Source organism: Streptomyces sp. TN58 (assembly GCF_001941845.1).
GTDB lineage: Bacteria > Actinomycetota > Actinomycetes > Streptomycetales > Streptomycetaceae > Streptomyces.
This window is the reverse complement of record NZ_CP018870.1, coordinates 189,299-212,079: the sequence shown is the minus strand read 5'-3', so window position 1 is coordinate 212,079 and position 22,781 is coordinate 189,299. Positions and strand designations below refer to the sequence as shown.

The window sequence follows — 22,781 nt, the reverse complement described above, 5'->3', positions numbered from 1 at the left end:
TCGTCGGTCGCCGACGCCCGCGCCGACTCCCTCCTTCGCCTTGCGAGCGCACGCACCGGACCCCGCCACCCCCGCCCCCACGGGCGGCCGACGCTACTTCGACGACACCCCCTGGTCCTAGGGCCTGTATCGAGTTGCCCCGCGGCGTCGCGACGCCCGGCACGCACCCTCGGCGCACGAGCCGAATACCCTGGTAGCTCCGCTACGAGGACATTCGTCCCGCACGCCGAGGGCACGCACCGAACGCCGCTCCTTGCTCCACGGGGCAACTCGATACAGGCCCTGACACCCGTCCGGCCCGTCAGTCACCTCGGCGCCGGGGTCAACGCCAGGCGGGATGCCCCTCGGTGGAGTCGTCGGTGGTGAGGGCGCGCTCGCCGGTCCCGTCCGGACGCACGGCCCACACCGCGGGCTTCTCGTAGGGACCGCGGACGAACGCCACCCACGCGCCGTCGACGGACCAGGCGGGATCCATCTCGTGGGCGCTCGTCGAGACCAGTTCGCGGTCGTCACTGCCGTCGGCGTCCACGAGGCGGATGTCCCCGTGGGTGGCCGTGCCGTAGGCGCCCGCCGTGTAGGCGAAGGTGGCGCCGTCGGGTGACCACACCGGGTCGAGCGCGGGGTGGGGCAGCCGGGTCACCTGCCGGGGGGCGCCGTTCGGGGCGGCGGGGTCCACGAGGTGGATCTGCCAGTTCTCCGGCTCCGTCTGCAGGCACACCGCGATGCTCTTGCCGTCTGGTGACCACGCGGGATCCTCGACCGGGCCCTTGCCCGAGGTGAGCTGGCGCGAGGAGCCGTCGGCGACGGTCACCGCGAACAGCTGCTGCACACCGTCCTTCGTCCGGAGCACGGCGAGCCGGCTGCCGTCCGGTGACCATGACACCCGGCCGCCGGCGATGGCGGCGATCCGGCGCGCGTTCGAACCGTCGGCGTTGGCGGTCCAGACCGCCGTGCCCTCGGCTGTGGTGCGGGTGAACGCGAACGACTTCCGGTCCGGGGACCACTGCGGCAGGGTGTCACACGTGCCCGCGCCTGCCGCGATGAGCTGGACGGGCTTCTCCGCCGCGGCGTCCCGCCGGGCGATGACGCCGTGGCAGGTCGCCGGCCAGCCAGGGGCGGTGTCCTGCCGGACCAGCAGGGGTTCGGTGGGGAACGCGGCGGGGGTGGGGGCGGATTCCGTGGGCGTGGCGGTTTCGCGCTTGGCGTCGTCCTTGGCGGAGTCCTTCCAGGGCTGCCACATGAACAGGCCGACGGCCGCGAGAGACGCCACGAGCACCGCAGCCGCCATGGCGCGGCGGCGCCGCGGCCCCGCCGCGCCCGCCTGCCCCTCGTGCACAGGTACGGGTACGGGCAAGGGCGCGGGGGAGGGACCAGCCGCGGCCCCCGTCACGGTACGCGCCTGTTCCGTAAGGGGCTCCGCGACGGCGGGCCGGGCGGTGCCGGCCGCCGGAGCGTCCTGCGGGCCGGCCTGCGGGATCTCCGCCGCGGCGGCCGGCGGGCTGTCCGGCGGCGTGACCTGAGCGGTCTCGGGCGTGGTGTCCCGCGTGGTCTGGGGCGCGGTGTCCCGCGCGGTGGGCCGGGCCGCCGGCTCCGCGGGCGGGAGCAGCTGCGTCGCCGCCTCCGGCAGCCAGGACCCCCCGTCGGGGTGGCGGACGGTGAGAGTGGCGAGGAAGGCGGCCGGGGTGGGCCTTGCGGCCGGGTCCTTGGACAGGCAGGCACCGATGGCGTCGCGGAGTTCACCGGGCACCGCGCTCAGGTCCGGCTCCTCGTACACCACCTTGTAGTGCCTGGCCGCGGACGGGCCGTCGCCGAAGGGGGTGCCGCCCGCCGCCTGGGTGAGCACCACCCCCAGAGCGAACATGTCGACCGCGGGGGTGAGCGCCCCGCCGCCGGTGAGCTGCTCGGGTGCGAGGAACCCAGGGGTGCCGACCTGCAGGCCGGTCTGGGTCAGGGCGGTGCCGTCCAGGGCGCGGGCGATGCCGAAGTCGATGACGCGCGGCCCGTCCTCGGCGACGATGATGTTCGCGGGCTTCAGATCGCGGTGGATGACCCCCGCCCGGTGGATGGCCTCAAGCGCCTCGGCCAGGCCGGCCGCCAGGACGGTGAGGGTGTCCGCGGGCAGCGAACCGACGCGCGCGAGTACCGCCTGCAGGGTGGGTCCGGGCACGAAGGCCGTCACCAGCCACGCCGGGTCCCCGTCCGGGTCGGCGTCGACCACCGGCGCGGTGTGGAAGCCGCCGACCCGCCGGGCCGCCGCGACCTCGTCGGCGAACCTGCGCCTGAAGCCGGGCTCGGTGCTCAGCTCGGGGCGTACGACCTTGACGGCGACCGCACGGCCGGACTGGGAGCGGCCCAGGTAGACCACGCCCATGCCGCCCTGGCCGAGCCGCCCGACGAGCCGGTAGCGGCCCCCGCCGAGCGAGGTCGGATCGCCCGCTTCGAGCGGCTTCATATGTCCCCCGTTTCACACCTTGCGCAATGAACAGCCTCTCCCTACCTGGCGTGCTGTCCACCAGTCAAGCCGGTCCGGCGCGGGGAGGTGCCCGGCAGTGCCCGGGGCGGCACCGGGGCGGGGCCGGTGGGGCCCCGTCAGGCCGTGGCCGGGGCTGCCGCCTCGGAGGAGTCCGCGGCCCCGCCGGGTACCGCGGTGCCGGTGGCGGATCCGGTCGCGGAGTCGTCCTCGGCCCGGGGGATGCGGTGCAGTCCCCGGCGGTCGTAGAGGCGGGTGACGGCGAAGCCGAAGAGCAGTGCCGCGACGAGGGCGGCACCCATCGAGGCCCATGCCCGGGCAAGCCCCGCGTCGGCCTGGGCGCCGTAGTAGAGCAGGGAGCGCAGCCCCTCGGTGATCTGGCGCAGCGGCTCGAACTCGGCGAGGGCGCGGAAGAAGTCGGGCAGCGCCTGGACGGGCACGGTCGCGCCGGAGGACGGGACGGCCATCGCGACGAAGACGATGGTGGCCAGCAGCATGCCCGGGGTGCCGAAGGCGGCGAACAGGGCCAGGCTGCCGATGCCGACGACCGCGATGGTGGCGACCGAGTAGAGCCAGAGCAGGCCCAGGTGCGAGGCGTCCATGTCGAGGATTACGACCGTGGCGACCTCCACCAGGCTGCCCATGACCACGGACAGGCCCAGCATGAGGGCCGTGCTGATGGCCAGGGTGCGGACGCGGCTGGTGTGCCGGACGGGTTCGCGCTTGCGGAAGGGGCCGAAGTCGGTGTGCAGGTAGCCGAGCGCGGTGTCGACCTGCGAGTTGACCACGTTGGCGCCGAGCATCCCGCAGACGACCAGGACCAGCGCGTAGTAGAAGGCGCTCAGGCCCATGGCGCTGCGCGGCCCTACGGGGTGTCCGTCGGCGACGGCCACGGTGACCGGGTCGGCCAGCATGAGCTGGGCTGCCGTGGGGAGCGGGGTCTTCTGGGATCCGGCCTGCTTCAGGAGCTCCTGGCCCAACTGGGCGGAGGCGGCGTGGGCCGCCTTCTGCGCGGCCTGCGAGGCCATGGAGGAACCGATGCTGCCGGCGGCCTGGTTGGTCAGCACGGTCAGGGTGGGCGCGGCGGCCTTGCCCTGAGACGCCGACGGCGGGGCGGTCAGCCCCGTCACCGTGGCCGAGAAGTCCTCGGGGATGACGAGGGCGCCGAAGAGCTTCCCCTTGCCGAGCCGCTTGTCGGCCTCCGCGCGGTTCACGACCTGCCAGTCGATGCTCCGGTCGCCCTTGGCCGACTTCTGGATCCCGGCGACCACCTGCTCGCCCAGGTTGACATGGCGGCCGCCCGTGTCGGCGCCGCGGTCGGAGTTCACCACGGCCACGGGCAGCTCGCGCAGACTGCCCCGGGGGTCGACGTTGCCGCCGACGTAGAGCAGGGCGAAGACCATCGAGAGCACTGCGGCGATCAGCCCCGTCCCGATCCACAGCCGGGGTCGGCGGAGCACGGACGGGGAGGGCGTGGACTGGGGCATCGATTCTCCGGTGCGGCTGCGTTCCTGCACTGGATACTTCGAGTATCCAGTCATTGGATAGTGGCAGTATCTTGTTGTGGTGTCCAATCGCCGAAGCGCCGTGCCGGCCGCCGGACGGCGGACCGCACGAGCAGCAGGGAAGCCTCAATGAAGATCTCGGAGCTCAGCCGGCGGACCGGCGTGCCGGTCGCCAGCATCAAGTACTTCCTGCGGCAGGGCCTGCTGCCCGCGGGGCGGGCGACGGCCGCGACCTCGGCCGAGTACGGGGACGAGCACGCGCAGCGGCTGCGCCTGATCAAGGCCCTGACCAAGCTCGGCGGCCTGTCGATCGCCGCCACCCGCGAGGTGCTCGGAGCCGTCGACCAGGCCCACGGCGTCGAGGGCGCCCTCGGGGCGGTCAGCTACGCCCTGCCGGTACCGGGCCCGGCCCGGCCCGTGGCAGTCCCCGGTGAGGCGGGCGAGGGCCAGACGGGCGCGGGAGAGGCGGCCGACGGCGGCGACGCGACCGCCGGAGCCGAGGTGGCGGAACTGCTCGCGGCCCTGGAATGGCAGGTGCCGGATACGTCACCGCACGTGGAGGCCCTGACGGCAGCCCTGAAGGAACTGCGGAGGCTCGACGCGCAGTACGCCCCCGGGGAGCTCGCCGCCTACGCCCGCCTGGCGGAGTCGGTGGCCCGCCTGGACCTGGAGCGCGCCGTCGGCATCGACGACCCGGTCTCGCTGGTGGAGCGGGCGGTCGTCGTCCTCGCGGTCTGCGCCCCGGTGTTCGAGCTGCTGCGCCGCCTCGCCCAGGAGGACCAGGTCAGGCGCCGCGCCGCGGCCGGCGCCGGCGAGGACGTGGCACCCGGGTAGCGTCGGCCCCCACCGGCGCGGACCCACGGCTCGGCCGGAGGCCGGGGCAACGCCGCTGCACCCGTACCTGCCCCTGCGGACCTACCGCCGGACACCTCGGTCCGGCGACACTCGGCTCTCCCAGTCCACGTCGCAGTCGCAAGAGCCGCAAGAGCCGCAAGAGCCGCAAGAGTCACGAGTCGTACGAGGGGACGCCGCATGCGGGCGCAGCACACCGGTGACGAGCAGCGGAAAGGGCCGCAGCGCTCGGGAGCCGCACAGGCCGCGCGCCAGACCCGGTCCGGCGGGGGCCCGACCCCGGCGGAGTCGGTGCTGCACCTCCAGCGTCTCGCCGGCAACACGGTCGTGTCCCGCATCATCGAGGCGCAGCGGCACGCCCACACCGCGGACCGCGGCCACACGTCCCGCGCCCAGGGCGCCGCGGCAGCTCCGGCCCCCGCTCCCGCTCCCGCCATCCAGCGCATGGAGCAGGACGAACTGCACCGGCATCCCCCGGGCCCCGCGCTGCGGGTACGCGGCCCCCGCACCTCCCGCGCCGGCGACCGCACACCGAACGTGCTCACGCCGGGCGAATGGCAGAGCCTGCCGCAGCCCGCCCAGAACGCCCGCAAGCAGCGCGTGGCCGTCGACGCGGACCCGCAGATGCTCCAGGAAACCGACCAACTGCTCCACTACAACCTCGGCAACCTCCGCAGGCTGGCGCCGGGCACCCCCGTGACAGCGGGGCGCAACGACGTACTGGAAGGCATCGGCCGCGCCGACCCCGGCACCAGCGGCTACTGGAGGGGCCAGGACGCACGCGACGCACAGCTCGGCCGCGACGCCCGAGCGGCCCGAGACGCATACGCGGAGACCGCCCAGGACCGGCAGCAGCGCCACGCGGAGGTGGAGGACACCCTGGCCGGTTCCGGCGCCCAGGACGCGATGGGCGACCTGCGCGCACTGCTGGCACGGTACGACGGAGTGGCCATCGGCGGCAGCCACTCCGGCGCACCGGTCTGGCAGTTCCTGTGCACGCACATGGAGGAGATCCGGGCCGCCGGTGTGAGCACCCTCTACCTGGAGAGCATCCGCGACGACAGCTACCAGGCACACGTCGACGCGTACCTCGAATCCGGGACGATGAGCGACGAACTGCGCGCGTTCGCCACCCGCTACGACAGCAACATGAACCTGGGCGCGACCGGACTGCGAGCCGTACTGGAGGCCGCCCGGACCCACGGCATCCGCGTCAAGGGGGTCGACGGCCGCCCGGCACGCCGCTCCGCGATGCCGGCCGCCGACCTCTACCAGCGCGTCGCGGCCATGAACACCTACGCCACCCAGGCCGTCGCCAACGACCGGCGCCGCCCCTCGGCGGCGGGCGGCTACCTCATGGAGCTGGGCAGCGCCCACACCGGCATGTACGAGGGCCCGCCGCGCGACACCTCCGTGCACGGGGCGCAGTTCCAGACGGGCGAGGGCTTCCCCGGGGTGGACGACCTGCTGGGCATCCCCGCGGTCGGGTACGAGGCCGACGGCCGCTTCCGCCGCCTGCCCAACTCCTGACCGCAGCGCCCCGCCCCGGCGCCCGGTGCCGGGCGAGCGCCGCCCACGGGAAGCGGAACGGGATTGCGGGAACACCGGATGCCGAGCTGCCCGCCGCGCCATACTGCAAACGGAACAGGCAAGTTGGGGGATCCGCCCGGACCCGGGGGGCAGTACGGGCGGCCCGCTCGGTGAGAGGGCGTACATGAGCGACACCATCAAGATGAGCGTTCCGGGCGAGCTCGCGGAACTCCTGGTCGCCGAGGGGCACGCCACGTCCACCCGCGGCCGGCGCAGCTCACAGTGGGGGCTCGACGGCGACTTCATCGGTGGGACCGCGACGGTCATCGCCCTGCTGCAGGCCCCGCAGACCATCGCCTACCTCGCCGGAGCCATCCGCTCGCTGGCCTCGCGGCGCCGCGCCGACCGCTCCGACGACCGCAGCCGCATGTACGTCGAAGCCATCGGCCCGCACGGCCAGATCCGCTTCGACGGCGAGGCGACCGTGGAGGAGATCGAGCGCCTGCTGCGGCGGACGATCCTCCCCGCCCAGGGCACCGGCCCCGGCGCCGGTGCGGCCCCGACCGGAGGGCCCGCCCCGGCCGCCGCCCTCGACACCGACACCGTCTGACGGCCCCCGCGATGGGCAGCCTGCGGAGCCGTCTGAAGTCGATGGTCGTCACCGCGGTCCGCCGCAACCTGGAAGTCGACCTGGTGAGCGACCTCCAGGGCGTCGACGCGACCGACGTCCGCGCCGTCACCCGTCTTTACCAGGTGCTCGACCGGCGGCCGGTGTACTCGACCGGACTCGACCACATCGTCCAGACCGTCGACGAGCACTACTCCCGCGCCTCGCCCAAGCCGCTGACCCGCCGCCTCCTGGCATCGCTGCTGGACGAGACCGGCGGGCACTTCGAGGAACTGGGCCGTACGCACGAGGCCGCCCAGTGCCGCCGGATCGCCGCCGAGCTGGCGCCGGACGGCCCGGACCGGACGATCCTGTACCTGCTGTCGGCGATCTCCAGCGAGCAGCGGCTGTACGCACTCGGATCCCTCACGGTCGACGCAGTCCTGCGCGCGCTGCTCCACGAAGTGGGCCGCAGCGGCCCGCGGATCCGCCGCGCGGGCATCCTGGGCGCCGTCGCCCACGCCGCGCACTCCACGGCCAACGCCGAACGCCTCCGGACCACGGTGGGGCCGCTGGAGGCGGCCGCCGACACACCCGGCTACCGGGCCCTCGCCGTCTACTACCGCTCGCGCGTGCTGATCGCCGACGGCCGCATCGACGAGGGGCTGGCCGCGGAGCGGGAGTTCTCGCGGCTGGCGGCCGGCATCGGCCGGAACGACCGGGCCCACGACATGGTGGCCCCGGCCCTCGCGAGCGTCGCACCGCACGACAGCCCCATGGCCCATGCCTCCGAGGCCGCCCTCCGCGGCGACCACGTGGGGGCGTCCGGATGGTACGGCCAGAGCGCCGGGGAACTGCCGCCCGGTCCCGCGAGGGCGTCGATGCGCCTGTTCGCCGAAGCGGCACGGGTACAGGGCGGCCTGCTGCCCTCACCTGCCGCCCTGCGCCAGAGCCTGGCCCGGCTCTGCGCCGACGACGTCTTCGCCGCCCGCACCGTCACCGACGTCGAACTGCTCCTCACAGGACTGCTCATGACGGCCGTCGACCTCCACGAGGCGGGCCACGAGCCGCAGATAGTCGCCGAAGTCGCCGACCTGTTGGGCGAGTTCCGCGGCGGAACCGCCGTCGGCCGCCCCCAGGACAGCGACGCCTACGACACCGACGCCCGCGCCGACATGACGCTCGTGGACTTCCTGGCACGCACCACCGCCCCGGTGACGCCGGCCGAGATCACCCGGGAACTCCCGGCCCACCACGTCGTCTGGGTGCACTTCACCGGAGCAGGGGTCGGCGAGCACTACCTCACCGTCGTCACCCTCCGCCCCTCGCACCCCGTTCCCCTCGTACGGCGCACCCACGTCTCGGCGGCCGACGGCAAAGCGCTGGCCCTGTGCATGGACGAGGACTCCGAGGACGCACCCGAGGAGGCCGTCCGACGCGTCCGCGACCTCTTCTTCGCCGACATCGGCCCCGACACCGCGGGCGCCCGCATCCTCGTGGTCCCCGACTCGGGCACCTGGGCGATGCCCTGGAACGAACTCGCCCCCCACGGCACCACGGAGCTGGCGATCAGCATGTCGGCGGGCGCGGCCCTGCGTTCCCGGCCGGCCCCCGCCGCCGCCGTGCCGCGCGTGATCGGGATCTTCGACGAGGTCGAGCTCGAAGGATCCCGCCTTGAGGCCGACGCCCTGCAACGGCTCCACACCCAGGGGCACATCCGCTTCACCCGGGTGCACACGCTGGCCGAACTGCGCCAGGCGCTGGAGGCGGCCCCGTACGACATCCTCACCATCAGCGTCCACGGCACGGAGAGCGACGGCTTCGAGTACCGCATGCTGCTGCCCGACGGCCCCTCCTCGCCGGCCGCCCTGCTGCGGCTCGGGCTGCCCCCGGTGGTCGTCCTCGGCTGCTGCTGGTCGGCCAAGTCCACCGAACGCGCCGACACCACGGCCGCCGCACTGTCCTGCCTGGTGGCCGGCGCCTCACAGGTCGTCGGCGGCCTCTGGGCCATCGACGACGAACTTGCCGGAAACCTCCTGGCCGACACCTACGACCGGCACCTGCGCCGAGGTGTGCCCCTGCCCCAGGCGCTGCGCCAGGCCCACCTCGCCCTCCCCCCGGACCGCCGCCCGGGCGCGGCCGGCCTCGCCTTCATCGGCCGGGGCTGACAGAGCCCGAGGTGGTCGCACTTGCACGGGCGCCCTCGGAAACGAGAAAAGGCAAGGAGAGCACTCTCCTTGCCGCTCTCAAGTTATAGCGCTACCGGGGGCTTGCCGCAAGGGCCCGGTCCTGACGCAGAATCATCGACCTGAGTCCACGACCGCCCTGGAGGCATCGCAGTGAACGAGCAGTACGTACGGGACCTCGACGAGGTGGACGAGACGCAGGTCGCGCTCGTCGGCGGCAAGGCCGCACACCTGGGCGCGCTGTCGCGCATCGAAGGGGTCCGCGTGCCCGGGGGCTTCTGCGTGACGACGGCGGCCTTCCGGCGGGTCACCGAGCAGGCGCCCGCGGTCGACGGTCTGCTCGATCGGCTGTCGCGCGTACCGGCGGACGACCGCGAGGCGATCCGCACGCTCAGCGCGCAGATCCGCAGCGCCATCGAAGGGACCGCCATCCCCGACGATCTCGCGGCGGCGATCACCCGGGCACTGGCCCGGTCCGGCGAACGTGCCGCCTACGCCGTGCGCTCCAGCGCGACGGCGGAGGACCTGCCGACGGCCTCCTTCGCCGGCCAGCAGGACACGTATCTCAACATCGCGGGCCAGGCCGCGGTACTCCGGCACATCAGCCGGTGCTGGGCCTCGCTGTTCACCGAGCGCGCCGTGGCCTACCGCCACCGCAGCGGCATCGACCACCGCACGGTCCACATGGCCGTGGTCGTGCAGCGGATGGCCTTCCCGCACGCCTCCGGCGTCCTGTTCACCGCCGACCCCCTCACCGGCAACCGTGAGGTCGCCACCGTGGACGCCGGACTCGGCCTCGGCGAGGCGCTGGTCTCCGGCCTGGTCAACCCGGACGTCTTCACCGTGCGCGACGGCGAGGTCGTCGCCCGGAAGATCTCCCTCAAGCAGCGCGCCCTGACGGCTTCGCCGGCCGGCGGCACGCACGAGGTGGCGATCGACGCACGGCAGCAGGACCAGCCGGCGCTGACCGATGCGCAGGCCGTACGGCTGGTCGAGCTCGGCCGGCGCATCGAAGCGCACTTCGGCCGCCCCCAGGACATCGAATGGTGCCTGGTGGACGACGACTTCCGGATCGTGCAGAGCCGGCCGATCACGACGCTGTTCCCCGTGCCGGAACGCGGGGACCGAGGCAAGCGCGTCTACGTCTCCGTCGGCCACGCCCAGATGATGACCGACCCCATGAAGCCGCTGGGGTACTCGATGTGGCAGCTGACGGCCATGGTGGCGATGCACGAGGCCGGCGGCCGGCTGTTCGTGGACGTCACCGATCGCCTGGCCTCGCCCGCGACCCGCGCCGCCCTCCTGGACGCCCTCGGGAAGGGGGACCCGCTGGTCCGGGACGCCCTTGAGACCGTCCTCGACCGCGGTGACGTCGTTGCGGCGCTCCCCGAACCGGGCCCGGGCCCCGCCGGTCCGCCGCCCGGCGGCGTGCCCGACCCGATCGAGACCGACCCGGCCGTCGTCACCGACCTGATCGAGCGCAGCCGGACCTCCCTCGCCGCCCTGGAACGCGGCATCCGGGCGAAGAGCGGGCCCGAGCTGTTCGACTTCCTGCTGGAGGCCTTCGAGGAGCACAAGCGCCACCTCGCCGATCCGCTGAGCATGCAGGTGATCATGGCGGGCATGGAGGCCACGTGGTGGCTCAACGACAAGCTGGGGGAGTGGCTGGGGGAGAAGAACGCCGCCGACGCGCTGACGCTGTCCGCTCCCGGCAACGTCACCTCGGAGATGGGACTGGCCCTGCTCGACGTCGCGGACGTCATCCGCCCGCTGCCCGAGGTGGTGGCGTACCTGGGGGGCGTGCAGGACGACGGCTTCCTGGACGGGCTGGCGAAGGTCGACGGCGGACCCGAGGCGCGTGACGCCATCGAGTCCTACCTCGACCGGTACGGGATGCGCTGCGTCGGCGAGATCGACATCACCAGGCCCCGCTGGCGCGAACACCCCCTGGCACTGGTGCCCGTGATCCTCGACCACGTCCGCAACTCCGAACCGGGCGCCGCCGAACGGCGCTTCGAGCTGGGGCGGCAGAAGGCCCGGCAGAAGGAACAGGACGTGCTGTCGCGCCTGCACGCGCTGCCGGACGGGGCGCGGAAGGCCGACGAGGCCAAGCGGATGATCGACCGCGTCCGCACCTTCATCGGATACCGGGAGTACCCGAAGTACGACATCGTCTGCCGCTACTTCCTCTACAAGCAGGCCCTGACGGCGGAGGCCGAACGCCTCGTGCGGGCAGGGGTGCTCGCCGAGCGCGAGGACGCCTTCCACCTCACCTTCCAGGAACTCCACGACCTCGTGCGCTCCAACCGGCAGGGCGGCGCACAGCCCGACACGCAGACCCTCCGGCAATCGGTCCGGCAGCTCGTCGGGCAGCGCAAGGAGGCCTTCCGGGCGCACCAGGCACTCACCCCGCCCCGGGTGCTCACCTCGGACGGCGAGGCCCTCACCGGGGCCTACCGCCGGGACGACGCCCCCGCCGGAGCACTGCTCGGCGTACCGGTCTCGTCCGGCACGGTGGAGGGCCGGGCGCGGGTCGTCCTCGACATGGCACAGGCCGATCTTGAAGCGGGCGACATCCTGGTCACGGCCTTCACCGACCCCAGCTGGTCGCCGCTGTTCGTCGGAATCGCGGGCCTGGTGACCGAGGTGGGGGGCCTGATGACCCATGGCGCGGTCATCGCCCGGGAATACGGCCTGCCGGCCGTCGTCGGCGTGGAGGGAGCCACCCGGCTGATCCGGGACGGCCAGCGAATCCGCGTCCACGGCACCGACGGCTACGTAGAGATCCTGCCCTGACCGCCCGCACCGGCCACGCCACCGCACCGCCGGCGTGGCCGGTCCGGTCGGGAAACGCGGATGGACAGACGCACCCACCTCGGCTGCGACTCCGGCGGCCGCAGGCGGCTACCGCCCGTACGGGCGTCAGACGCGTCCGGCCCGGGGATGCAGGGACCCCACCCAGTGGGTTCCGTCGTGGGTGATGACCTGGGGCACGACCTCCAGGTCGAGCATCTCGGTGCCGGCCCTGGGGATGTCGAACATGTAGGTCACGGTCGCGGAGCGCCCAGGGCTGACGCTGCCCTCGAAGCCGCCCTCGATGCCCTTCGCGGCGTCGAAGACCCGCTCGGCCTGTTCGCCCGCCTTCCCGTACTTCGCGTACACGGCGACCAACACCGTCTCGAAGGCCTCGCCGGTCGCGTTCTTCAGGGTGACCTTCCAGGCCACCGCCTGGTTGCCCGCCCGGTGGCCTGCGGAGGTGGCGCTGGGGGTGAAGGTGGTGGGCCGGGCGACCGTGACCGCCAGGCCGTCGCCCTAGGTTTTCGTCTCCCCCCATGTGAGGGTCGACGGCTCGGCAACGGGCTGAACGGCCGCGGCGTGAGCCGCGAACCCGAACCCGAACCCGAACGTGAGCGTGAGCGTGAGCATGCTCGCGATACCGGAGCACGCGGCCGCACGCCTGCCCGCGGGGGCCGTTCTCGGGCGGTGGATGCTGTCCATGCGTCCAGCATCGGCCCTACCCCGTCGGCCCGCGCGGCGGGCGGGCGCAACGCCGCCGCGAAGGCCCTGACCCGGGGACGTGCCGGGTCAGTCCGCCGCCCGCGCCGTGGCCGTGGACGCGTCGCGCCACCCCCCCCTTCGCCGCTCAGTCCCTGCGGGTCAGCGGCTGCCCGGCGAACTCCACCCCAGCCAGGCCGTGGGCCATGAGGTTGCGGATGTTGCTGTGATCGGTGCCGTCCGGCGTCGCCAACACGCTGCGGTAGTGCTCGCCGAAGGCCAGCAGCGCCTCCTGGTCGCTCAGCCCCTCCAGCAGGGCGAGTCCCAACGTCTTGCACGAGCCCTCGTTCTCGCCCGCGGCGTTCTCCAGGCCTCCGTTGCGGAACGCCTGCGGCCGGTACTCGTAGTGCGCGGCGACGAAGGCCAGGGTGCCGGCGAAGTCGTGCCCACCCGACGCCAGGCTCGCGCGCAGCGAGTTCAGATCACTCATGTCGATTCCTCAGGGTTGACCGGACGATCCGGTCGCCGTCCGTGACCGGACGACGGTACCCCTCTCGGCCCAGCCGGCAGGAATCGCGCCACATGCCGGGACGAGCGGCATCGGCGCAGGTCAAGCCGGTCGCATACAGAGGCGTGCCGGCGAGCGCGAGGCGTGGGGGCGCGGCCCCGGAGCGCTCGCCGGGCGCCGGTGCCGGTCCGCATCGAGGCGCTGCCAGGGGCGTTGCCGGTGGCGTTGTCAGTGCCGGGCACGATGATGACCTTCATGACCGAAAACAGTGCCCTGCTCTCTCCTGCCGACTATGCGAACGCCGTTGCCACCGCTGTGGCGGCGTCGGCCGCGTACTACGGCGACGGGACCACCCCGCTCGGCGACGACGAATACGACGGGCTGCTGCGCGCCATCGCGGCCTACGAGGAGGCCCACCCGGACGACGCGCTGGCCGAGTCTCCGACCGGCAAGGTGGCGGGCGGCGCTGTTCAGGGAGACGTGCCGCATTCGGTGCCGATGCTCTCCCTCGACAACGTCTTCGACGCCGACGAGCTCGCCGAGTGGGCCGCAGGACTGGAACGGCGCCTGGGGCACCCGGTGGCCGGGTGGTGCGTGGAGCCGAAGCTCGACGGCCTCGCGGTGGCCGCCCGTTACCGGGAGGGCCGGCTCGTTCAGGTCCTCACCCGCGGGGACGGCCTGGCCGGCGAGGACATCACCCACGCCGCCGACGCCGTGCTCGGACTGCCGCCGGTACTCACCGAGCCGATCGACGTCGAACTGCGCGGCGAAGTGCTGCTGACGACCGCGCAGTTCGAGGAGGCCAACCGGATCCGGCTCGCCCACGACGCCACCCCGTTCGCGCACCCGCGCAGCGGAGCGGCCGGCACCCTGCGGGCCAAGGACCGCCCCTACCGCATCGAGTTGACCTTCTTCGCCTACAGCGCGATCGGCCTGGACGACCTCGGCCACGTCGCCCTCCTGGAAACGCTGGCCGCTCTCGGCGCGAACACGGCCGCCAGCACGGCCGCCGCCCCGACGCGCTGCGAGACCGTGGAGCAGGTGCAGGAACGCATCGACGCGATCGCCGCCCTGCGCGCAGACCTGCCGTTCGGGATCGACGGCGTCGTCGTCAAGGCCGACACGGCCGCCGACCAGCGGCAGGCCGGCAACGGCTCGCGCGCCCCGAGATGGGCGGTGGCCCGGAAACTGGCCGCCGAACACAAGGTGACCCGCCTGCTGGCGGTCGAGTGGAACGTCGGCCGTACCGGGATCATCGCCCCGCGCGCCGTCCTGGAACCCGTCGTCATCGACGGGGTCACCGTCACCTACGCCACACTGCACAATCCGTCCGACATCACCCGCCGCGGGCTCATGCTCGGCGACCAGGTGTTCGTCTACCGGGCCGGCGACGTCATCCCCCGGATCGAGGCACCGCTGATCGACCAGCGCACCGGAGCCGAGACCCCGATCGTCTTCCCCGAGGCGTGCCCCCGCTGCGGCGACGCCATCGACGCCTCCGAGCAGCGGTGGCGGTGCGTGCGCGGCCGGACCTGCCAGGCCGTGGCCTCGGTGATCTACGCGGCAGGCCGGGACCAGCTCGACATCGAAGGCCTCGGCGGCACGCGCGCCATCCAGCTGGTGGAGGCCGGTCTGGTCAAGGACATCGCCGACCTGTTCACGCTGACCCGCGAGCAGCTTCTCGCCCTGGAGCGGATGGGTGAGACCAGCGCCGCCAACCTCCTGGCCGCGATCGAGACCGCCCGCGGGGCGGCGCTGAACCGCGTGTTCTGCGCCCTCGGCGTCCGCGGCACCGGGCGTACGATGTCCCGCCGGATCGCCGCGTACTTCGGCTCGATGGCCGCGATCCGGGCCGCCGACGCGGACACGCTGGCCCGGGTCGACGGCATCGGAACCGAGAAGGCCCGCGTCATCGCAGCCGAACTCGTCGAGCTGGCCCCGCTCCTCGACAAGCTTGCGGCCCAGCAGGTCGGCATCCAGGTCACCGAGCCGCAGAAGCCCGCCGCCGAGGCAGTCGCCGACGGCGGGGACTCGGCGGGCGGCCCGCTGGCCGGACAGGCCGTCGTGGTCACCGGCTCCATGACCGGCCCCCTGGCGGTGCTGTCCCGGAACGAGATGAACGAGCTGATCGAGCGGGCCGGCGGAAAGGCATCGTCGTCCGTGTCCAAGCGGACCACCCTCCTGGTGGCGGGCGAGAAGGCCGGCTCCAAGCGCACCAAGGCCGAGGAGCTGGGCATCCGCATCCTCGCCCCCGAGGAATTCGCCGACCTCGTCGCCGACCTCCTCCCCACCACCTGAGGGAGCAGGTGGGGACGGCCCCGCGTAGACAGCGATGCGGAGCCGTCCCCGCCGGGGGCAGTGTGTGAGCCCTCCCTTCCGGGGCAGGCGACCCTGTCTGGGGACCCTTCGACAGCGGGAGGGCGATCGCCATGGCATCCGACCACCGACACCCGCACTACCGCAGCGGGCGCTCTGCCGACCGGCAGACGCGCGCGGCAGCCGCTCGATGGCGGCACGACGGCAGCGAACCCCGATGGGCTCGCAGCGATCTCAGGCTCCGCCGCCTGCTGTCCCTGATCTTCGCGCCCGTCTTCGCGCTGATCGGCGTCCTCATGCTGTTCCTCGGGTCCGAGGCGACGACCGCGGCGGGCCCGCCGCAGGGCATCTACACGACTCTCGCCGTCTGCTGCTTCCTCCTCTCCCTCGTGGCCCTGGTGGACCTCAAGGTGATCAGCCGCAGGATGCGCGAACAGGCACGCTGGCGCCGCACCTCGTGACCGGTCCTACAGTGAGGCCCGTAAACGGACGGGGACCGCGTGTGGGGGAAGGGATGCGGCATGGGGGATACCGGGGTGGCGGTCGGCGCGGCGGTGGACGGCATGGAGGGGTACCGGGGGGAGCTGACGCGGTACTGCTACCGGATGCTGGGGTCGTACGCCGAGGCGGAGGACGCCGTACAGGAGACGCTGGTCCGGGCGTGGCGGGGCATCGGCCGCTTCGAGGGCCGGTCGGCGCTGCGGTCCTGGCTGTACCGGATCGCCACCAATGTCTGCATGGACGCGCTGGCCTCGGGCAGGCGGCGGGCGCTGCCGATGGACTTGACCGGACCGGCGGACGGCGGCACGCCGCCGGGGCCCCCGCAGAACGCCGCTCTGTGGGTGGAGCCGTGCCCGGGCGGTGAACCCGAGGCCGCGGCGGCGACGGGCGAGTCGGTAAGGCTGGCGTTCGTCGCCGCGCTGCAGCATCTGCCGCCCAGGCAGCGGGCGACGCTGCTCCTGCGCGACGTCCTGGGCTTCTCCGCACGCGATGTCGCCGACCTGCACGGTTCCACCGTCGCCTCGGCCAACAGCGCCCTGCAGCGGGCCCGAGCCACGCTGGCCGACCGCCGACGGGAGGAGGAGCCGGCCGTTCAGCCGCCGGACAACGTCCGCCGGGTGCTCGCCGCGCGCTACGCCGCCGCCTTCTCCCGCTACGACATGGAGGAGTTGAGCATGCTCCTCCACGTCGATGCCACGTTGTGCCTGCCCCCGTACGCGAAGTGGATGCGTGGCGTCCCCGAGATCCGGGCGTGGCTGACCGGCCCGGCCATCGGCTGCCGCGGCTCCCGTCTCATCCCGACCGCGGCGAACGGCTCGCCGGCTTTCGGCCAGTACCGCCCCCGTCGGGGTCCGGACGGCGCAGGCTACGAGCCGTGGGCCTTGCAGGTCCTCGAATTCTCCGGCGACCGCATCACCGGCATCACGGCCTTCCGCGACACCAATCGCCTGTTTCCCGTCTTCGGCCTCCCTGACCACCTGCATGAAGACGCCCCAACCAGCGCCGCGGAGGCACCGAGGTAGCCGCGGCACGGCCCGGTCCGGGGCAACAGCCACAGCAGCCCCTGGCGCCACGTCACAGGAGCTCGGCACCGGGGACCATGAGCGGATGCCGGAGCAACCGAACTCGAAGCCTCATCTGCGGTCGCCGACCGGCTGCGCTGTGTGGCGACGGTCTGACCGGGTTCATGCCTCCGCCGATACCTGACGCGGTGTGGGTTCTCAACTCCATGTACGAGCACGAGCAGGGGCCGACCGGAGTGTCGTAGGAACCGGCTGGTTGCTCCGCCCCGCGCCTTGCGTACTGCCACCCGATGACGCTCGGAGCCACTGACTGCGACACCTTCCACGTGCGTGCGGGTCGGCTCGGCGACGTCGAATTCCTGTACGGCCAGTCCGAAGCTCTGGGCCGATGACCGCTCCTGGGTCCTGTGCACCGACTGCGACCTGTGGACCACCAAGGCCGTCGGTTTCCCAGCCCTCATCAACGCCTTGCTGAACGACTCCGAAATCGAGGCGGTTCGCCTGCCCTGGGCACATTGAGACGAGCCACTTGGTACCTCTCCCAGCCCTGGGGCGCGAGCGCATCCAGTTCCGGTGGAACTGGGTGACGTAAGACCGAAGAGTTCGCTGAACTCACCTGCCCGCATGTCCACCAGTGCCGTCTGCGGCTTTCCGCGCGCACCGTCAGCCACCTCGCCGATCTGTTCAGGGGGTATCTGGAAGGCGGTCCGGTCTGGGTGGCGGGTCATGCCGCTGGGGGAATCGCGGTGATCGTCCTGGCTGTGCTGCGCCGTGACCGGCGTCTGGCCGGCATGGCTGGCGGGACTGGGTGTCCGAGCCCGCGCTCTGCTACTGGCGCGATGTGCTGATCGGACTGCTGGTTGCCCGGGCGCCGGCTCTGGGCCGCGCCTTGGGGGAGGTTGCGGGGCAGAGCGGCGAGTGGTTTTCATCGGCGGCGCCTCGTGCGCACTGCGGCTGGTGTGATGCCCGGTTGGTTGGTGGTGGTTGAGTCGCCGAACTGGTGGGCTGCGATGTTGATCATGGTGGCGAGGTAGCCCACCCTTCACCGGTCGGGTGCCGGGTCGATGTGTGTCGAGGGGGCTGCAGGTCGGGTTGAGGTTGTGTTTCGCCTGGTCTGGACGGTCTTTTTGTGGGTCAGGGTCAGGTGTTTATAGGCCGAGTGTGATGGCGGTGCGGGTGAGTTCGGCGGTGGTGTTGATGTTGAGTTTGGTGCGGATGCGGCGGAGGTAGGCGTCGACGGTGTGGGTGGAGAGTCCCATGTGGCGTGCGGTTTGGTGGTAGGTGTGGCCGGCGGCGATGTGGCGGAGTGTTTCTTGTTCGCGGGGGGCGAGGGTGGGGGTGGTGTGGGTGGTGGTGGGTGTGGTGGTCATGGGGGTCCTTTGGGGGGTGGGGTGGGTCATGGGGTTCTCGCGTCTTTGGGAGTGGTGGTTGTTTGGTTGTTTGTCCTGTTTTGGGTTGTTGTTTTGATGGTGGTGGGGGTGTTTCACGGGGTTGTCGGGGGTGTGTCACGGGTGTGTGACAGGTGTTTTCGGTCCCGTGGGGGCGGGGCTTGGTTCGGAGGTGGGGCCGACGCATCGAACTGGTGTTCCCTTTTTGGGGTTGAGGGGGTCTTTGTGGGGTTGGTGGGGGTTGTCGGTTGTTGGGTGTGGTGTTCCGTTCGCCCGGTGTAGGGGTGCGGCTTTGGTTTGGGTGTGGTTCGTTGGTCGGCCGGTGGGGTGGGGCTGGTGTGTGGCCCGGGTTGTTCGGGTTCTTTTCGTGGGGTGGGGTGGGTGGGGGTGGGTTTGTTTCGGGGTGGCTGTGGGTGGTTCTCGTTTCCGGGTGTGGGGTCGCGTGCGGGGGGAGTTGTGTCGGGGGTTAGGTGTTGGCGGTGCCTGGCCGGGGTGCGGGCGGGGTGTGGGCCTTGGGGGGGGTGTTCTGGGTTGCTCGTGTGTGGGGGTTGGTTGGTTGTTGAGGTGGCCGGGTTGGGGGTGGGGCATCCGCCGCCTGTATGTGTTGGCGTGGGTGGGGTTGCTGTTGCGGTCGGTGGGGTGGGGGCAGTGGCCGTGGGCCCAGACGGTGACTGCGTGGGGCCGGTGTTGGACCTGGAACGGTTCGTCGCCGTGTGGGGTTGAGCTCCGGGTGTCGTTTCCGGCCGGCCGGTGGGTGGTGACGGTGCAGGTCTCTTTCGGCGGGATGTGGTGGATGTCCGCCCAGGGTTCCACCGTCAGCTCCAGCGGTTCCTTGCCGTCGTTGCCGGCCACCAGCCGCGCTGTTCTTCCCGGGAGCTTTTTTCGGCCTCCCGGTTCGGCCTTGCACGTGCGCCGCTGTGCTACGGGCGGCCCGGGGTGATCATTCCATGGGCGGTCATCCGGTCCGGCGGTCATCCGGTCCGGCGGTCAGGTCGGGCTCGCCCGCGCAGCCTTGCGCGGGCGGGACATGCTCGGACGGGGCTGCGCCCGCCGCGGCACGCCGCACGCACGGCAGGGACCGGCCAGCCCCGCACTCCACACGTCCGACCGCCCTCGTACGGGCTGGGTGCATACCCGGCATCGCATGGCGGGACCTGCCGCCCTGCACTCCATACACGTCCGACCGCCTCGTGCACGGCGGGGACCGGCCCCGCCCCTCGCTACATGTCCGACCGCCCTCGTACGGCAGGGTGCACACCCTCCCCCGTGCGGCAGGGTGCACACCCCGCCCCCGTACGGGCAGGGTGATACCCGGCATCGCACGGCAGGGACCGGCCGCCCTGCACTCCACACGTCCGGCCGCCTCGTGCACGGCGGGGACCGGCCCCGCCCCTCGCTACATGTCCGACCGCCCTCGTACGGCAGGGTGCACACCCGCCCCCCGTGCGGCAGGGTGCATACCCGGCATCGCACGGCAGGGACCGGCCGCCCTGCACTCCACACGTCCGACCGCCCCGTGCACGGCGGGGACCGGCCAGCCCCGCACTCCACACGTCCGACCGCCCCCGCACGGCAGGGTGCATACCCGGCATCGCTCGGCGTGTCACCTGCACGGCCCGGCCCCACATGGCCCGGTCCCCGCCCGCCACATGGCCTGGCCCCCGCACGCGACGTGGCCTGGCCCCCGCACGTTGCATGGAGGGCGCGGTACGGGGGCGCGACACGCGGGCGGCGCGGTACGGGGCGCGGCATGCGGGTGGCAGGGTGCGCTGCGTGCCTGTCCGGATCGGGCAGGCGCGATGCGCGGGTCGGCCCGGCATGCCACGTGCGCGGGTCGGCGTTGTAGGGCATGTGTCGGGCGGGTGTGTACGCAAGCCGCGGTGCGGGTGCGGGGGTGGGGGTGGGGGTGGGGTTAGGGGGTGTCGGGGCTGTCGTAGACGAGTTTGTAGGTGACGTCTTTGGGGACGGGGGTGGGGGCGGTGTCGGTGTAGAGGAGTCGGATGGTGGTGTAGCGGTGGGTGTCGGGGTGGTCGGGCCAGGGTTGGGGGTGGCTGAGGGTGACGGTCACGGGGTAGGGGCGGAAGCGGCCGGCTGCGCAGTAGGGGCGGCAGTCGTTGACCATGTCGGTTCCGGTGGCGGTGGCGGTGTTTCCCCAGGTGTTCCAGCGGAGGTCGACGAGTCGGTTGTTGCCGTCGCCGCAGGCGAGGAGGTATTCCTCGGGGCGTATCTGGGGTTTGGAGGAGCAGTCGAGGACGACCGGGTCGGGGGCGGGGGTGGGTGCGGCTGGGGGTGGTGCGGCGTGGGTTGGTGCGGTGGTTGCCGCGAGGGTTGCTGCTGTGCTGAGCAGGATCGCGGTGCGGGTGTGTATTGGTGTGCGGGTCCGCTGCCTGCGGGGGGTGCGGCCGTTTGTTGTTGCGTCCACGTGGCCTCCTCGCCCGTCCCTGTGCGCGCCTGGTGGCGCTGCGGGGCATGCCCAGCTTCTCCGATCCGGGCATGCCCCGCACCCGGTGGGCGCATGCCGTGGGGGCGGCCCGCCGGGGGGCGTCTGCGCGGGTGGGTCCCGGCCCGCCCGGGTTCGGGGGAGGGTGGCCCATGGGGCCGGGCCTGCCGGGAAAGGGGCTGCGGTCCGGCCTGAGGGGGCTTGCGGTTCGGGGTTTGCGGGCCCGGCCCGTGGAGCGGGGCTTGCGGTATCAGCCTCAGGGTGGGCTTGCGGACCGGGCCTGCGGGATGGGCTTACGGCCCGGGGGCTGCGGGAGCGGCCGGGCGCACGTGCGGTTTTCCTCATGCCGCGGAGCGACTCCGCGCGGCTCGATGTCCGCACCAGCCGGGTGTGACTGCGGACCGGCTTGCGGGAGAGTCCGCGGACCGGGCTTGCGGGGTCTGGCCCGTGGGCTGCGGTGTGTGCCTGCGGGTCGGTTTGTGGTCCGGCCTGCGGGGTGGGCTCGCGGACCGGCTTGCGGGGAGAGCTGGCGGGTCGGCTTGCGGAGCGGGGAGGGGGAGCGGGCTGAGGGGTGGGCCTGCGAGGAAAAGCTGCCGACCGGCCTGCGGGGAGACGCGCGGACTGGGCCCGCGGACTGGGCTTGCGGGGCTGGGCCGCGGCGGGGCTGGGCCTGCGGCGGGGCTGCAGGGAAAGGCTGTCGGCCGGGCTTGCGGACTGTGGCTGCGGGGAGGCCCTGCGGATTGGGCCTGCGGACCGGGCTTGTGAGGAGGCCAGGCCAGCGGGGCGGTGGCGCGGCGGAAGGCATTGCGGTACCGGGCCCCACACCGGCGGCCGACCACCAGACCAGAGCGCGGCAGGCCGGCAGGCCGGCAGGGCCGGCGGAGCGAGGCTCGCCGGGCGGGCGGGGGTGTGTCGGTACCGGCCCGGACAGGCCGCGTCCGGCACGGTGGGCGCGTGTGTACCGCCCTCCCGCCCCACCTGCGGACGGAACCCGGGGCACGTGGGAAGGGGCCCGTATGGCAGACGACACCACCAGCCGCGCCACCGGTTCCGGCAGAGGCACCGATACCGGCGCCGGCACCGCTTCCGGCGGCGGAGCGGGAGCCGGCGCCGGTGATGGTGCCGGTGCCGGTACGGGCGCGGTCTCCTCGCAGGCGACCAGCCGCCGGGCCCTCCTCCTGGCCGCCGGGTCGGCCGGGGCCGCCGCCGTACTCGCCGCCGGATGTGCCGCCCCCTCCACACCACGCGGAGCGCCGGCACAGCCGTCCGCCTCCCCGACCCCTCCCCCCTCACCCGCCCCGACAACAGCCGCCACCGCCACCGCCCCGGCCTGCGTCCTCGCCGTCCAGGCCGGCGCGGGACCCTACTACCTCGACGCCGCCCTGATCCGCTCCGACATCACCCAGGGCCGCGACGGCGTACCGCTACGCCTGGACCTGACCGTCGTCCGCGTCCCCGACCACTGCCGGCCGCTGCCGGCCGCTGCCGTCGAGGTCTGGCACGCCGACGCCGACGGCAACTACTCCACCGCCCAGACCACCTTCCTGCGCGGCACCCAGACCACCGACCACACCGGACGATGCGTGTTCCACACCATCGTGCCCGGCTGGTACGCAGGCCTCGCCCCCCACATCCACTTCAAAGTCCGCCCCGACCCCCACACCGAGACCACCTCGCAGTTCTTCTTCCCCGAAAACCTCCTGACCCAGATCTACAGCCGCCCGCCCTACACCCGCCGCACCGCACCCCCACACCCCAACACCCGCGACAGCCGCTACCGCGCCGCGGCACACACCATGACCCTCCCCCTCACCCCCCACCACAACGGCTACCGCGCCACCTACACCATCGGCATCACCTGACCCCCACCCCACGCCCGCAGGCCCCTCAACCCCAGCACCGGGCCCCTGCCCGCAAGCCCAATCGGCAGGCCTCCCCGCAGCCCCGGTCCGCGAGCCTCC

Annotated in this window: 15 protein-coding genes; 9 read left to right on the top strand and 6 right to left on the bottom strand. The window is 73.0% G+C overall.

What is annotated here, in order from left to right:
• Positions 1-322: 322 nt before the first annotated feature.
• Together BSL84_RS01010 and BSL84_RS01005 are read right to left on the bottom strand one after the other, a co-directional pair.
• On the bottom strand, positions 323-2,452 hold the full coding sequence (locus tag BSL84_RS01010; protein ID WP_075969576.1) for a protein kinase domain-containing protein: 2,130 nt from the start codon (positions 2,450-2,452) through the stop codon (positions 323-325).
• Positions 2,453-2,589: 137 nt separating this feature from the next.
• Positions 2,590-3,957: a YhgE/Pip domain-containing protein gene (locus BSL84_RS01005; protein WP_075969575.1), complete on the bottom strand. Its 1,368-nt coding sequence runs from the start codon at positions 3,955-3,957 to the stop codon at positions 2,590-2,592.
• Positions 3,958-4,104: 147 nt separating this feature from the next.
• On the opposite strand from BSL84_RS01005, the gene BSL84_RS01000 reads away from it, so the two are divergent.
• From BSL84_RS01000 to rph, 5 genes are all read left to right on the top strand, one after another.
• Entirely contained in the window at positions 4,105-4,809 is a 705-nt protein-coding gene (locus BSL84_RS01000) for a MerR family transcriptional regulator (RefSeq protein WP_045323988.1), read from the top strand.
• A gap of 198 nt (positions 4,810-5,007) precedes the next feature.
• A complete protein-coding gene (locus BSL84_RS00995) occupies positions 5,008-6,357 on the top strand; it encodes a hypothetical protein (RefSeq protein ID WP_075969574.1) in 1,350 nt (449 codons plus the stop codon).
• 184 nt (positions 6,358-6,541) lie between these two features.
• Complete coding sequence (locus BSL84_RS00990) at positions 6,542-6,967, top strand: hypothetical protein (RefSeq protein ID WP_075969573.1); 426 nt, start codon at positions 6,542-6,544, stop codon at positions 6,965-6,967.
• A gap of 11 nt (positions 6,968-6,978) precedes the next feature.
• The gene (locus BSL84_RS00985) at positions 6,979-9,132 is read left to right on the top strand and encodes a CHAT domain-containing protein (protein ID WP_045323990.1); all 2,154 of its coding nucleotides are present in this window, start codon (positions 6,979-6,981) and stop codon (positions 9,130-9,132) included.
• Positions 9,133-9,303: 171 nt separating this feature from the next.
• Positions 9,304-11,946, top strand: a complete 2,643-nt coding sequence (gene rph / locus BSL84_RS00980; RefSeq protein WP_075969571.1) for a rifamycin-inactivating phosphotransferase — start codon at positions 9,304-9,306, stop codon at positions 11,944-11,946.
• A gap of 126 nt (positions 11,947-12,072) precedes the next feature.
• Here the strand turns inward: rph and BSL84_RS00975 are convergent, their stop codons facing one another.
• A complete protein-coding gene (locus BSL84_RS00975) occupies positions 12,073-12,375 on the bottom strand; it encodes a hypothetical protein (RefSeq protein ID WP_075969570.1) in 303 nt (100 codons plus the stop codon).
• Positions 12,376-12,793: 418 nt separating this feature from the next.
• Entirely contained in the window at positions 12,794-13,135 is a 342-nt protein-coding gene (locus tag BSL84_RS00965; RefSeq protein ID WP_075969568.1) for a HopJ type III effector protein, read from the bottom strand.
• 264 nt (positions 13,136-13,399) lie between these two features.
• On the opposite strand from BSL84_RS00965, the gene ligA reads away from it, so the two are divergent.
• The 3 genes from ligA (at position 13,400) to BSL84_RS00950 (ending at position 16,992) form a co-directional block, all read left to right on the top strand.
• Positions 13,400-15,451 carry an NAD-dependent DNA ligase LigA gene (gene ligA, locus BSL84_RS00960; protein ID WP_045323995.1) on the top strand — a complete coding sequence of 684 codons (2,052 nt, stop codon included), beginning with the start codon at positions 13,400-13,402 and terminating at the stop codon, positions 15,449-15,451.
• Positions 15,452-15,582: 131 nt separating this feature from the next.
• Positions 15,583-15,930 carry a DUF6343 family protein gene (locus BSL84_RS00955; RefSeq protein ID WP_079273069.1) on the top strand — a complete coding sequence of 116 codons (348 nt, stop codon included), beginning with the start codon at positions 15,583-15,585 and terminating at the stop codon, positions 15,928-15,930.
• Positions 15,931-15,990: 60 nt separating this feature from the next.
• Positions 15,991-16,992 (top strand): sigma-70 family RNA polymerase sigma factor, encoded by a 1,002-nt coding sequence (locus tag BSL84_RS00950; RefSeq protein WP_075969567.1) that lies wholly within the window; start codon positions 15,991-15,993, stop codon positions 16,990-16,992.
• A 1,148-nt stretch (positions 16,993-18,140) separates the two neighbouring features.
• Here the strand turns inward: BSL84_RS00950 and BSL84_RS00940 are convergent.
• Positions 18,141-18,362: a response regulator transcription factor gene (locus BSL84_RS00940; RefSeq protein ID WP_030027557.1), complete on the bottom strand. Its 222-nt coding sequence runs from the start codon at positions 18,360-18,362 to the stop codon at positions 18,141-18,143.
• 1,930 nt (positions 18,363-20,292) lie between these two features.
• A complete protein-coding gene (locus BSL84_RS00935; protein WP_052680758.1) occupies positions 20,293-20,802 on the bottom strand; it encodes a hypothetical protein in 510 nt (169 codons plus the stop codon).
• A gap of 1,034 nt (positions 20,803-21,836) precedes the next feature.
• Between BSL84_RS00935 and BSL84_RS00930 the strand changes: the two genes are divergently transcribed.
• Complete coding sequence (locus BSL84_RS00930; RefSeq protein ID WP_079273068.1) at positions 21,837-22,682, top strand: hypothetical protein; 846 nt, start codon at positions 21,837-21,839, stop codon at positions 22,680-22,682.
• Positions 22,683-22,781: the final 99 nt, after the last annotated feature.

Coding starts and splice junctions, on each gene's coding strand:
- BSL84_RS00990 (WP_075969573.1), top strand. CDS start 6,542: ATGAGCGACACCATCAAGATGAGCGTTCCGGGCGAGCTCGCGGAACTC.
- BSL84_RS00940 (WP_030027557.1), bottom strand. CDS start 18,362: ATGACCACCACACCCACCACCACCCACACCACCCCCACCCTCGCCCCC.
- BSL84_RS00985 (WP_045323990.1), top strand. CDS start 6,979: ATGGGCAGCCTGCGGAGCCGTCTGAAGTCGATGGTCGTCACCGCGGTC.
- ligA (WP_045323995.1), top strand. CDS start 13,400: ATGACCTTCATGACCGAAAACAGTGCCCTGCTCTCTCCTGCCGACTAT.
- BSL84_RS01005 (WP_075969575.1), bottom strand. CDS start 3,957: ATGCCCCAGTCCACGCCCTCCCCGTCCGTGCTCCGCCGACCCCGGCTG.
- BSL84_RS00965 (WP_075969568.1), bottom strand. CDS start 13,135: ATGAGTGATCTGAACTCGCTGCGCGCGAGCCTGGCGTCGGGTGGGCAC.
- BSL84_RS00930 (WP_079273068.1), top strand. CDS start 21,837: ATGGCAGACGACACCACCAGCCGCGCCACCGGTTCCGGCAGAGGCACC.
- BSL84_RS01000 (WP_045323988.1), top strand. CDS start 4,105: ATGAAGATCTCGGAGCTCAGCCGGCGGACCGGCGTGCCGGTCGCCAGC.
- BSL84_RS00950 (WP_075969567.1), top strand. CDS start 15,991: ATGGGGGATACCGGGGTGGCGGTCGGCGCGGCGGTGGACGGCATGGAG.
- BSL84_RS00995 (WP_075969574.1), top strand. CDS start 5,008: ATGCGGGCGCAGCACACCGGTGACGAGCAGCGGAAAGGGCCGCAGCGC.
- BSL84_RS00955 (WP_079273069.1), top strand. CDS start 15,583: ATGGCATCCGACCACCGACACCCGCACTACCGCAGCGGGCGCTCTGCC.
- BSL84_RS01010 (WP_075969576.1), bottom strand. CDS start 2,452: ATGAAGCCGCTCGAAGCGGGCGATCCGACCTCGCTCGGCGGGGGCCGC.